Origin of the sequence: Blautia sp. KLE_1732_HM_1032 (assembly GCF_025147905.1) — a bacterium.
Classification (GTDB): Bacteria; Bacillota; Clostridia; order Lachnospirales; family Lachnospiraceae; genus Blautia_A; species Blautia_A fusiformis.
Genome location: NZ_CP102266.1, coordinates 1,180,872 through 1,194,136 on the forward strand (window position 1 = coordinate 1,180,872; position 13,265 = coordinate 1,194,136).

The 13,265-nt window shown below is 47.2% G+C and carries 4 protein-coding genes, 1 tRNA gene and 3 rRNA genes; 7 read left to right on the plus strand and 1 reads right to left on the minus strand.

Annotated elements, in window-relative coordinates; translation table 11 throughout:
* Window positions 1–677 precede the first annotated feature (677 nt).
* On the minus strand, window positions 678–1,649 hold the full coding sequence (locus NQ489_RS05700; protein WP_044962153.1) for a carbohydrate kinase family protein: 972 nt from the start codon (window positions 1,647–1,649) through the stop codon (window positions 678–680).
* A 215-nt stretch (window positions 1,650–1,864) separates the two neighbouring features.
* Between NQ489_RS05700 and glgB the strand changes: the two genes are divergently transcribed.
* The 7 genes from glgB to NQ489_RS05735 all read left to right on the plus strand — a co-directional run bounded on the left by glgB (window position 1,865) and on the right by NQ489_RS05735 (window position 13,254).
* Window positions 1,865–4,138 (plus strand): 1,4-alpha-glucan branching enzyme, encoded by a 2,274-nt coding sequence (gene glgB / locus NQ489_RS05705; protein WP_044962151.1) that lies wholly within the window; start codon window positions 1,865–1,867, stop codon window positions 4,136–4,138.
* Window positions 4,139–4,263: 125 nt separating this feature from the next.
* Window positions 4,264–4,336, plus strand: a tRNA-Thr gene (locus tag NQ489_RS05710).
* 1,389 nt (window positions 4,337–5,725) lie between these two features.
* Window positions 5,726–7,255: ribosomal RNA gene (locus tag NQ489_RS05715) — 16S ribosomal RNA — on the plus strand.
* A 60-nt stretch (window positions 7,256–7,315) separates the two neighbouring features.
* Window positions 7,316–7,433: ribosomal RNA gene (gene rrf / locus NQ489_RS05720) — 5S ribosomal RNA — on the plus strand.
* Window positions 7,434–7,787: 354 nt separating this feature from the next.
* A 23S ribosomal RNA gene (locus tag NQ489_RS05725) occupies window positions 7,788–10,674 on the plus strand.
* Together the 16S, 23S and 5S rRNA genes form the textbook arrangement of a ribosomal RNA operon.
* 400 nt (window positions 10,675–11,074) lie before the next feature.
* The gene (locus NQ489_RS05730; RefSeq protein WP_021651057.1) at window positions 11,075–11,902 is read left to right on the plus strand and encodes an HAD family hydrolase; all 828 of its coding nucleotides are present in this window, start codon (window positions 11,075–11,077) and stop codon (window positions 11,900–11,902) included.
* Between the two features lie 41 nt (window positions 11,903–11,943).
* Window positions 11,944–13,254 carry an amidohydrolase gene (locus tag NQ489_RS05735; RefSeq protein WP_021651058.1) on the plus strand — a complete coding sequence of 437 codons (1,311 nt, stop codon included), beginning with the start codon at window positions 11,944–11,946 and terminating at the stop codon, window positions 13,252–13,254.
* Window positions 13,255–13,265 lie beyond the last annotated feature (11 nt).

Genomic DNA, 13,265 nt, shown 5'->3' on the forward strand with positions numbered 1-13,265 from the left:
TGGGAACGAAAGGTTGAGCCGATGGAGGAGAACGGCCTGAAGGGGTTGTTGAGAGTGAAAAAGTCTTGAGGCCGTTATAGGTATGTGACGGTATTGGATGTGGAAGGTTGAGCCGAGAGTGAGGTTGGGAGGGCGTTGGCAGGTCTCGATGTGCGGGGCACATCTGCGGATTTTTTGGAATAATATAGAAGTGAATTTGAGGGGGAAATATATCAAATGCAGATATATCAAATGATCAAATGCAAATATATCAAATGATCAAATACAAATATATCAAATAATCAAATGTAAATATATCAAATCCAAATATATTAAATGTAAATATATCAAATGCGAATATATTAAATGTAAATATATTAAATGTAAATATATTAAATGTAAATATATCAAATACAAATATAATGTGCAAATATAATATGCGTAATGATATTGGCTGTAAATTTTTATACGATAAGATATTAATAAAAATATATGATATAACAGGGGAAATATGAAGAATACACAACAATTGGCGGATAGGCGCGAAGCGTCGTTTCCGCGGTACGTGCCCGGAAAGAGGGGGTGCAGGGGGAGAAAAACGGGCTTCGTAACTTTGAGTGCTTTCTCCCCCTGCGGTGTTTTCTCAGCTTTTCAAAGCCAATAAACAAAAAAATAATTCAATAAAAGAAAAACATACACTACTTGCGGGATGCAATGAAGTCAAGAACTTCATCTCTTTCAGGCATTACGCGGAGTGCTCCCTTCTTTGTTGTGATGAGAGAAGCTGCTGCATTTGCAAAAGTAAGCAGCTCTGCGAGATTTTCGTCAGTGAGATCCTCAAGACCGTGTTCCAGCACATAATTCAGGGTGCTTGCACAGAAGGTGTCTCCTGCACCGGTGGTTTCAATGGTTTTTTCCTGAAGGAAAGGAGCAGCCTCGACCTTCCGTCCGCGATAATAAGCGCGGCTTCCGTCTTTTCCCATTGTGATCAGCACAAGCGGGATATGATATTTTTCTTCGATAAGGGCAGCACCCTTGTCATAATCTGCTGTGTCAAAAAGAAATTCCACTTCATTATCAGAAATCTTCAGTACATCACAGCGTTCCATGCCGTATTCGATCTCTTTGCGGGCATCGTTCAGATCCTTCCAGAGTGGAGGGCGTAAGTTCGGGTCAAAGGTGATGATGCATCCGGCTTCTTTTGCCACGTCAAGAGCATAGCGGGTTGCTTCACGGACACCCTCATGTGTGGAAGAAAGCGTGCCGAAATGGAAAATCCTGGAATTGCGGATCAGATCGGCATCTACCTCATCCTTTGTCAGCATCATATCTGCACCTGGATTACGGTAGAAAGAAAAATCACGGTCTCCGTCCGGGTAAGTATGTACAAAAGCAAGGGTAGTGTGAATTTCATCGTCCATGACAAGATTTCTGGTATCAATGCCGCATTCTTCTACGGCAGCCTTCAGCTGTTTGCCGAACATGTCGTTTCCGACCTTTCCGATAAATGCAGTTTTTTTGCCAAGACGGTTCAGCATGGCAAGAACGTTACAGGGAGCTCCGCCCGGGTTTGCCTCGAAAGTAGGGTTTCCCTGGGAACTGTCACCGTTTTCTGTGAAGTCGATCAGAAGCTCGCCGAGAGCTGTTACATCATACTGTCTGTTTTCCATTGATGATTCCTCCTGATAAGTTATTTGTTTCATATTCTGCTTCATATTATAATCGTTACACATGATTTTGGGAAGAACCAAATCGAATTATTTTCTGTTCTGTTACCGGTTACTTGTGGTGCTTTTTGCGAAGATTAGAACTGTTATCTTTATTTTTCTGTAAAATGGTGGTAAACTTAGTCTATAAAACAACAAATATGATGGAGGAGACGATTATGGCTGATAAAGCGTATGAATATATGGATTGGCCCCGGATCGAGGCGATCGTTTATGGGGAGGAGGCATCACCTCGTGATGTGATGCAGCCAAGGGTAACAGAGGATGGCGTTCTGATCCAGGGATTTTTTCCGGGAGCGGATGCTGCAGAGGTTGTTGTAGGGGAAAAGAGTTATCCGATGATCCTGGAAGATGAGGCTGGTTATTATGCTGTAATGCTTCCACTGAAAAGGATTCCGGAATATCGTTTCCGTGTGATAAGAGGAAGCAGGAAAGAGACTTTTTACGATGCGTATGAATGTCCATGCCAGATCACGGAAGAGGAGGAACGAGCTTTTTGTGCCGGTGTCTATTACAAGGCATATGAGAAGCTGGGAGCGCATTCGGGGACCTGTGGCGAGGTAGAAGGAACATATTTTGCTGTCTGGGCACCCAATGCAATCCGTGTCAGTGTGGTCGGTGATTTTGACAGGTGGGATGGAAGGCGTCTTCCGATGCATCGGATGCCAATGTCCGGAATTTTTGAGATTTTTGTTCCAGGTGTACAGGCAGGGGCCTCTTACCAGTATGAGATCAAGATCAAAGGCGGCAATGTACAGCGGAAGTCTGATCCTTACGGAAATGGAACCCAGGGAGCGCCGTCTGTGATTTCTGTTGTAACAGAGCTGGGGGAGTTTTTATGGCAGGATGAAGCGTGGATGAAGGAACGTGAAAGGTTTGCCAGCCGTGAAGTTCCGGTTTCTATTTATGAAACGGATGTAACAGAGTGGAAAAACAGTGGTGAATTGGTGGAGTTTCTGAAGGAAACCGGTTATACGCATGTAGAATTTCATCCGGTGATGGAGTATCTTGACCGAAGTTCAGGAGGATATTCTACGTCTGCGTATTATGCTGTGACTACCCGTTTTGGGACTGCGGCAGATTTCCGGACACTGGTAGAGGATCTTCATCAGGCAGGGATTGGCGTGATCCTGGACTGGACACCGGCTCAGTTTCCGCGGTTTGATGCAGGGCTTGAGAAATTTGACGGAACTCCTCTTTATGAAGTACAGGATCCGGCTATGGCCGTTCATCCGATGTGGGGCACCATGCTTTATAATTACGGAAGTCCTATGGTCAAAGATTTCCTTATTTCCAATGCGTTTTTCTGGCTGGATGAATTTCATGTGGACGGATTTCGGATGGATGATGTAGATGCGATGCTGTATCTGGATTTTGGAAGAGAGGCGGGCCAGTGGACGGCTAATCTTTATAGTTCCAATGAGAACCTTCAGGCAATGGAGTTTCTGAAGCATCTGAATTCTATTGTGAAGAAGCAGTATCCGGGGATTCTTCTGATCGCACAGGAGGATGGTTTATGGCCGCAGCTTACAGACAGTGTGGAGAATGATCATCTGGGGTTTGACTATAAATGGAGTGGTGGCTGGACAAAGGATCTTCTTTCTTACCTGGAAGCAGAGCCTTTGGACAGACGAAATTATTATGATCAGCTGACGCTTTCCATGATGTATGCATATAGTGAGCATTATGTACTGACTCTGGGGAAGAGAGATGTGGGTACGTTAAAAGAGTTTCAGGAGAAGCTTCCGGGATCTTCAAGGCAGAAGGATGCTCAGCTGCGTGCTGCGTATGGCTATCTGATGCTTCATCCGGGTGTGAAGATGACTGCGCCGGATGGGGATGTGGGGCCGGAAATGAGGGCGTATCTGCATGATCTGAATGAACTTTACAGGAATCATCCGGCGTTGTATGCAATGGATGGTAATTCGGATGGGTTTGAGTGGATCCAGTTTACCAGCTATGATGAGAATGTGGTTGCGTTTCTTCGTAAGACGGAAAAGCCGGAAGAAACGATTCTTGCGGTGTGTAATTTTTCACCGGTATCTTATGACAGTTACCGGGTTGGTGTGCCTTTTGCGGGGAAATATAAGGAAATTTTCAACAGTGACAGTGAAAAGTTTGGCGGACAGGGTGTGGTGAACGCACGGGCGAAAGCGGCTATTCATATGGAGTGTGATAACAGGGAATTTTCTTTGAAGCTGAAGCTTCCGGCTTATGGTGTGGCGGTATTTGGGTGTACACCGGAGAAGGGGGATGTGAAGAAAAACTCTGTGAAGAAAGGAAATGTGAAAAAGACTGTGGGGAAAAGCAGGGGGAAGCGTATGGATAAAGCGAAAATGACGGTGGTTGAAAAATCTGTGGCTGTAAAGGATGCGGTAAAGGTTGTGAAACGGGTGGCTTCTCGCAGGAAAGGGGCTTCCGGGGATGAGTGATGGTTTGTGAATTAAATGGGAATATGGTTGGGGGTGATTGGAGGGTAAGGATTTGAGTGGATTGTAGGAAAAAGTGCTTGCATTTTTTGTAAAATACGGTATAATATCAGTTGTGTTTAGCACAAGCTGGAATAGCTCAGTCGGTAGAGCACTTCACTCGTAATGAAGGGGTCGTGAGTTCGAGTCTCATTTCCAGCTTATATATGACTGATGGGAGTCCGGTGTCTTTGGAATATGAAGATGCCGGGCTTTTTTTGGTGTGTATGGATGTGGTCGAGGGACGCCAGAGGAAGGTGGCATCGCTCCGGGCAGGGACTCCGTCGGGGGATACTACTAGGGCTCCGTGAGACGGCTAAAAGCATTGCGGCAGGGTCAGAACTCGCCTTCGGCTCAGACAGCAGACCCTGCCTCAATAACGCCGTCTCCCGCAGCCCGAGTAGTAATCACCCCTCCTCCGCAGCAGCCCGGCCCGATGCCACCTTCTTCTGGCTGACGCTTCCAAACGACAGGAAAAAACATGCGGGGGGATGGAAGCGGACTGGGCGTCCTGTCCTGAAATGTCAGACTGGTACAGAATATTCCTATAAGTATCGAAGAATACAGAAACGGGATCGGCACAGCGTATCACCATAAATATCGAAGAATACAGGAACTAGATCGCAGATCAGCACAGCATTCCATCATAAATATCGAAGAATCCAGGAGCCAGATCGGCACAGCATACCACCATAAGTACCGAAGAATCCCAGAATCAGATTGCAGATCGGCATAGCGTATCGCCATAAATATCGAAGAATCCAGGAACCAGATCGGCACAGCGTACCACTATAAGTACCGAAGAATACAGAAACCAGATCGGCACAACGTTCCATTCTGAGGACCGCAGCATACAGACAAAAGTCAACAACGCAGCGCATACAACAACGAAGAACTACTTCCGTGCCCAAGAGGGCGGGGGTGCAGGGGGAGAGCCTTCGGGCTACGGAACTCTGAGATGGCCTTCCCCCTGCATATTCCCGCATTGAAAATGCGACCGGCGTAGCGCCATACAGCGAAGAGTCTTATTAAAAAACAACACATATAAAATAATAAACAGGAAGATAATAGCATAATAGATGAATGATAGCAGAAAAGAAATTGTCCTATAAAAATAAACTTCCAGGAAAATCTAAAAAAATTGAAATTTATGGTTGACAAGCATAACTCCCAGTGGTATTATAAATGAGATGTCGCAAATAATTGTTTTCAAAAAACAAACAATTAAAAAGAATTTCAGAAAAATGAAATTCACAGTTGACAAAAGACAGAAGATATGATAAAGTATCCAAGTCGTCAACGAAACGACAACAAAATCTTAACTCAAAAATGTTTGAAAAAAACTTAAAAAAGTGCTTGACAAACAAAAAGAGATGAGATAAAATAAACGAGCTGTCTGAGAGACAGACACAACAAACCTTGATAACTAAACAGTGAAACACATACGATTCTCGAAAATTTCTTTACATTTAAAGAACGGTTTAAACAAACCAAAAGCAGTAAAAACGAGAGATAGCCAAACGGTTGTCTTGAGTAAACGAATCAAACATTTTATCAGAGAGTTTGATCCTGGCTCAGGATGAACGCTGGCGGCGTGCTTAACACATGCAAGTCGAACGGGAAACCTTTTATTGAAGCTTCGGCAGATTTAGATTGTTTCTAGTGGCGGACGGGTGAGTAACGCGTGGGTAACCTGCCTTATACAGGGGGATAACAGTCAGAAATGACTGCTAATACCGCATAAGCGCACAGAGCTGCATGGCTCGGTGTGAAAAACTCCGGTGGTATAAGATGGACCCGCGTTGGATTAGCTAGTTGGTGAGGTAACGGCCCACCAAGGCGACGATCCATAGCCGGCCTGAGAGGGTGAACGGCCACATTGGGACTGAGACACGGCCCAGACTCCTACGGGAGGCAGCAGTGGGGAATATTGCACAATGGGGGAAACCCTGATGCAGCGACGCCGCGTGAAGGAAGAAGTATCTCGGTATGTAAACTTCTATCAGCAGGGAAGAAAATGACGGTACCTGACTAAGAAGCCCCGGCTAACTACGTGCCAGCAGCCGCGGTAATACGTAGGGGGCAAGCGTTATCCGGATTTACTGGGTGTAAAGGGAGCGTAGACGGATGGACAAGTCTGATGTGAAAGGCTGGGGCTCAACCCCGGGACTGCATTGGAAACTGCCCGTCTTGAGTGCCGGAGAGGTAAGCGGAATTCCTAGTGTAGCGGTGAAATGCGTAGATATTAGGAGGAACACCAGTGGCGAAGGCGGCTTACTGGACGGTAACTGACGTTGAGGCTCGAAAGCGTGGGGAGCAAACAGGATTAGATACCCTGGTAGTCCACGCGGTAAACGATGAATGCTAGGTGTCGGGTGACGAAGTCATTCGGTGCCGCCGCAAACGCATTAAGCATTCCACCTGGGGAGTACGTTCGCAAGAATGAAACTCAAAGGAATTGACGGGGACCCGCACAAGCGGTGGAGCATGTGGTTTAATTCGAAGCAACGCGAAGAACCTTACCAAGTCTTGACATCCCTCTGACCGACTCTTAACCGTGTCTTTCCTTCGGGACAGAGGAGACAGGTGGTGCATGGTTGTCGTCAGCTCGTGTCGTGAGATGTTGGGTTAAGTCCCGCAACGAGCGCAACCCCTATCCCCAGTAGCCAGCGGTTCGGCCGGGCACTCTGAGGAGACTGCCAGGGATAACCTGGAGGAAGGCGGGGATGACGTCAAATCATCATGCCCCTTATGATTTGGGCTACACACGTGCTACAATGGCGTAAACAAAGGGAAGCGAACCTGCGAGGGTGGGCAAATCCCAAAAATAACGTCCCAGTTCGGACTGTAGTCTGCAACCCGACTACACGAAGCTGGAATCGCTAGTAATCGCGGATCAGAATGCCGCGGTGAATACGTTCCCGGGTCTTGTACACACCGCCCGTCACACCATGGGAGTCAGTAACGCCCGAAGTCAGTGACCTAACCGCAAGGAAGGAGCTGCCGAAGGCGGGACCGATGACTGGGGTGAAGTCGTAACAAGGTAGCCGTATCGGAAGGTGCGGCTGGATCACCTCCTTTCTAAGGGAAAAGTAGAGAGTAAGAATGTGTTTTACTGTTTAGCTATCAAGCTGAGATATTTCTGGTGCCGATGCGGTTGGGGGACACACCCGTTCCCATCCCGAACACGACGGTTAAGACCCAATCGGCCGATGGTACTGCACTGGAGACGGTGTGGGAGAGCAGGTGGGCGCCAGATCAAAAAAGAAAAACACAGGAGAGATCCTGATGAGAATAGATGCTGGTTTTACCAGTGATTTAAGAAGAAAAGATATTTTCTTTTTAAATGGCTGATAAAACATCAGTCAGCATTGTACCTTGAAAACTGCATACATGAAATTTGATTAAGTTAATCAAATATCCTTAAACGCAAAGTATTAAGAAATTAATACAAACGCAAAGATAGGAAGACATCGATTTATCTGTTATTGAACAGAGTAATCAAACACATACGTTACGAACGTGAGTGTAAACTTCGTGAGAAGAAAGCACTTACTGTAGTAACACGAGAATCAAGAGACCGCATCACCTACGCTAGGGTGATGAAGCGAAAGGTCAAGCAATAAGGGCACAGGGCGGATGCCTTGGCACTAAGAGCCGATGAAAGACGTGATAAGCTGCGAAAAGCTTCGGGGAGGAGCAAATATCCCGTGATCCGGAGATGTCTGAATGGGGAAACCCGCATGAGCAGACCTCATGCATCCATACGCCAATCCATAACGTATGGAAGGGAACCCGGGGAACTGAAACATCTAAGTACCCGGAGGAAAAGAAAGAAACATCGATTCCGTAAGTAGCGGCGAGCGAACGCGGAGGAGCCTAAACCGGTGTGCGTGCATGCCGGGGTCATGGACTGCATTTAAGATTCAGCGAAGTTAACAGAACGGTTTTGGGAAAGCCGGCCGGAGAGGGTGAAAGCCCCGTACGTGAAAGCAGAGCTGACTGAGCAGGATCCGGAGTACCACGAGACACGAGGAACCTTGTGGGAAGTAAGGGGGACCACCCCCTAAGGCTAAATACTACTTAGTGACCGATAGCGCATAGTACTGTGAAGGAAAGGTGAAAAGGACCCCGGGAGGGGAGTGAAAGAGAACCTGAAACCCTGTGTCTACAAGCTGTGGAAGTACTTTATATGTACGACCGCGTACTTTTTGTAGAACGGTCCGGCGAGTTACGCTTACTGGCAAGGTTAAGCACTTCAGGTGTGGAGCCGTAGGGAAACCAAGTCTTAATAGGGCCAGAGTCAGTAGGAGTAGACCCGAAACCGGGTGATCTATCCATGTCCAGGTTGAAGCTGCCGTAAGAGGTAGTGGAGGACCGAACCCACATCCGTTGAAAAGGGTGGGGATGAGGTGTGGATAGGGGAGAAATTCCAATCGAACCCGGAGATAGCTGGTTCTCCTCGAAATAGCTTTAGGGCTAGCCTCGGTGTGAGTCTTGCGGAGGTAGAGCACTGAATTTCCTAGGGGGCGTCAAAGCCTACCGAAGAATATCAAACTCCGAATGCCGTGTAGATATCACCGGGAGTCAGACTGCACGAGATAAGTTGGGCGGTCAAAAGGGAAAGAGCCCAGACCTACAGTTAAGGTCCCAAAGTGCGCGTTAAGTGGAAAAGGATGTGGGATTTCGAAGACAACCAGGATGTTGGCTCAGAAGCAGCCATACATTCAAAGAGTGCGTAATAGCTCACTGGTCGAGAGGTCCTGCGCCGAAAATGTCCGGGGCTGAAACGCGCCACCGAAACTAAGGAATCTGAAAAGATTGGTAGAGGAGCATTGCATGCGGGAAGAAGCAGTACCGGAAGGAGCTGTGGACTGCATGGAAGAGAGAATGCCGGAATGAGTAGCGAGATAGAGGTGGGAATCCTCTAGGCCGAATATCCAAGGTTTCCAGGGTAAAGCTGATCTGCCCTGGGTGAGTCGGGACCTAAGGTGAGGGCGAGAGCCGTAGCCGATGGACAACAGGTTGATATTCCTGTACTGCAGTATGACAGAACTGTGGGGACACGTAAGGAGAGCGGGAGCCGGGAATGGAAAGCCCGGTACAAGCGAGGTACCAGTCACATAGGAAAATCCGTGTGGCAATGGGAAGACGTGATGTGGAGCGAAGATTAGTAGCGAAGCCCGTGAGCCATGCGTCAAGAAAAGCCGCTATCGTTCATATTGTACCCGTACCGTAAACCGACACAGGTGGATGAGGAGAGAATCCTAAGGCCGGCGGAAGAAGTATTGCCAAGGAACTCGGCAAAATGGCCCCGTAACTTAGGGAGAAGGGGTGCCTGCGAGAGCAGGCCGCAGAGAATAGGCTCAAGCAACTGTTTAGCAAAAACACAGGTCTATGCGAAACCGAAAGGTGAGGTATATGGGCTGACGCCTGCCCGGTGCTGGAAGGTTAAGAGGAGAGGTTAGACGTAAGTCGAAGCTTTGAATTTAAGCCCCAGTAAACGGCGGCCGTAACTATAACGGTCCTAAGGTAGCGAAATTCCTTGTCGGGTAAGTTCCGACCCGCACGAAAGGCGTAATGATTTGAGCGCTGTCTCGGCAATACATCCGGTGAAATTGAAGTGCCAGTGAAGATGCTGGCTACCCGCGCCAGGACGGAAAGACCCCATGGAGCTTTACTCCAGTTTGGCACTGGGGTCCGGTGTTGCATGTACAGGATAGGTGGGAGGCTGAGAAACGGTAACGTCAGTTGCCGCGGAGCCGCTGTTGGGATACCACCCTTGTGATATTGGGCTTCTAACCAGCCGCCGTAATCCGGCGGTGGGACAATGCCAGGCGGGGAGTTTGACTGGGGCGGTCGCCTCCGAAAGGGTATCGGAGGCGCCCAAAGGTTCCCTCAGAATGGACGGAAACCATTCGAAGAGTGCAAAGGCAGAAGGGAGCTTGACTGCGACACCGACGGGTGGAGCAGGTACGAAAGTAGGGCTTAGTGATCCGGTGGTATTAAGTGGGAATGCCATCGCTCAACGGATAAAAGCTACCCTGGGGATAACAGGCTTATCACTCCCAAGAGTTCACATCGACGGAGTGGTTTGGCACCTCGATGTCGGCTCATCGCATCCTGGGGCTGTAGTAGGTCCCAAGGGTTGGGCTGTTCGCCCATTAAAGCGGTACGCGAGCTGGGTTCAGAACGTCGTGAGACAGTTCGGTCCCTATCCGGCGTGGGCGCAGGATATCTGAGAGGAGCTGTCCTTAGTACGAGAGGACCGGGATGGACGGACCGCTGGTGGACCGGTTGGCTTGCCAAAGCCATGGCCGGGTAGCCAAGTCCGGAAGGGATAAACGCTGAAGGCATCTAAGCGTGAAGCCCCCCTCAAGATGAGATATCCCATTCTTATGAAGTAAACCCCCTTGAAGACGACGAGGTAGATAGGGCAGAGGTGGAAGTGCAGTAATGCATGGAGCTGACTGTTACTAATCGGGTGAGGGCTTGACCAACTAGCCGAGGAAGCGGGCAGGATGTAGCAGAAATGGGGCGGAGCAAGCTTGCTTGTGGAGAACCATTTATGATGCAGACTGAACATTTGCGAAGCAAATGACATCGAACGACGAAGTCGTGAGATGCCCCCCGCTGGAGTAGCCTACTAAACAGGCGATGCAGCTTTAGCTGCGAGCCCGTGAAAAAAAGGCAAATCGGCACGCAGGTTAAAATTGATTCAACAAAACGATTAACCATCAACAAAGCATGTATGTAGTTTTGAATATACAATCGTAAGAAAGTGGCTTAAACAGCCACTTTTTTTGTGCTATAATAAAAAAATACGTTATCATCAATGTCCCTGTCAACTGAAAAAAGTTTTTCTATTCACAGTCCACAGCAAAACGAAAGGATTTATTTATGAAAACATTATACGTATCAGATCTTGATGGAACTCTTTTACGAAAAAATGAAACTTTATCCCCATATACAATAAAAACAATCAATGCGTTAACTTCTTCAGGCATGTTATTTTCCTATGCAACAGCTCGTTCCTTAAATACGGCAAAAAAAGTAACAGAAGGCCTTAACACACATTTCCCTCTTATTATATACAATGGGGCATTTGTGAAAGATAATATAACAGAGGAAATCCTTATTGCCAATTATTTTGAAGAAGACATATATGATGTATTGAGAGATCTTTTTGCACACGAAATATATCCGATCATATATTCATATCAGAATAATATTGAAAAGTTTTCTTATATACCGGCAAAGGCAACAAGTGGAATGCAGACATTTTTAAACAGCCGGAAGGGCGACAAACGTACGAATATTGTAACTACAGAGTCTGAACTGATGTATGGAGATCTTTTTTATATCACCTGCATTGATAAGCCGGAGAAGCTGGAACCATTTTATCATAAATACAAAAATAAATATCACGTTGTTTATCAGGAAGATATCTATACAGGAGAGCAGTGGCTGGAGATCATGCCGCAAAAAGCATCTAAAGCGCAGGCTGCTTTGCAGTTAAAACAAAAACTGGAATGTGACAGATTAGTTGTTTTTGGTGATGGAAAAAATGATATTGATATGTTTGAAATTGCGGATGAAGCCTATGCAGTGGAAAATGCAGTGAGTGAACTGAAAGCTGTGGCAACCGGGATCATCGGTTCCAATGAAAACGACGGAGTAGCGAAATATCTCCAGAAAATATCTATTTCCAAATCAACTGTTTTATGATATCATATAGCTTAACCTGCGGAAAATGGAGGTTATAAGACATGAATCATATTGAAGAAAAGATCATTCAGACTATAGATGAACACAGAGATGAGATCATAGCCTTTGCGAAGGATATCCAGAGCCATCCGGAGCCGGGATTTTATGAGGAGAGAACAGCCGCACACGTAGCGGCTTTTTTGCGTGGCCTGGGACTTCGTGTGCATGGAGGACTTGCACGCACAGGGGTTCGCGCTGAGTGGATGGAACAGGACGGACCGAACATTACGATTATCGGAGAACTTGACGCCATCGGATGTAAGTCGCATCCGATGGCTGATCCCGTTAATGGGACAGCACATGCATGCGGACACCACGCACAGATTGCAGCCATGATCGGCGCAGCATTGGCACTGACCAATGAGGAGGTTCAAGCCTCTCTGTCTGGGTCCGTATCTTTTTTTGCCGTTCCGGCGGAAGAATACATTGATGCAGATAAACGTGCACGGCTTCGGAAAGAGGGAATCGGCTTCCCGGCATCCGGAAAAAGCGAGCTGATCCGGCTTGGAGAATTTGATCATTCAGACATTATTTTGACCACACATGTGCACATGATGCCGGTAGAAGAAGATTTTTACCTGGGGAATGCGGCTTGCAATGGATTTTCCGCAGAACGAGTGACAGTAAGAGGAAAAGCCGCACATGCAGCTATTGATCCATGGGATGGTGTCAATGCATTAAGTATTACTTCCAGTGCCATCCAGATGATGGGACTGATGCGGGAAACCTTCCGGGAGGAAGACCATGTGCGTCTTCACAACGTGATCCGAAAAGCCGGAGATGTGATCAATGCAGTTCCGGACGAAGCGGTGATCGAAACAAAAGTCCGTGCAGCGTCTCTGGATGCGATCCGGGCAACACAGGAAAAAATGGACCGTGCCTATGACGGAGCTGCCTATGCATTCGGTGGTACGATCGAAAGAGAACCGCTTCAGGGATATATGCCGATCTTGCACAGAGGTGCGGATAAAGTGATGGAAGAATCCGTAAAGCTTCTGGATGCTTCATACCGATGTTCAAAGCCGGCAGATTTTAACAACGCCTGTACCGACGTAGGAGACCTGACCCATCTGTTTCCAGTGCTGAATTTTACATTTGGAGGATTTGCGGGAAAACTTCACGGAGCAGATTTTAAGATCATGGATGAAGAACTGGCATATATCAAACCAGCCAAGCTTCTGGCACTGACTACGTATCGTCTTCTTTGTGATCAGGCAAAAGAAGCAAAAAAAATCTGTCGGGAATTTAAACCTGTATTTAATAAAGAAACTTATTGTCAGTATATACGAGATAATTTTCATGAAAATGAGTAGTTAACCGAATC

Coding starts and splice junctions, on each gene's coding strand:
- NQ489_RS05700 (WP_044962153.1), bottom strand. CDS start 1,649: ATGGAAAACAGACAGTATGATGTAACAGCTCTCGGCGAGCTTCTGATC.
- glgB (WP_044962151.1), top strand. CDS start 1,865: ATGGCTGATAAAGCGTATGAATATATGGATTGGCCCCGGATCGAGGCG.
- NQ489_RS05730 (WP_021651057.1), top strand. CDS start 11,075: ATGAAAACATTATACGTATCAGATCTTGATGGAACTCTTTTACGAAAA.
- NQ489_RS05735 (WP_021651058.1), top strand. CDS start 11,944: ATGAATCATATTGAAGAAAAGATCATTCAGACTATAGATGAACACAGA.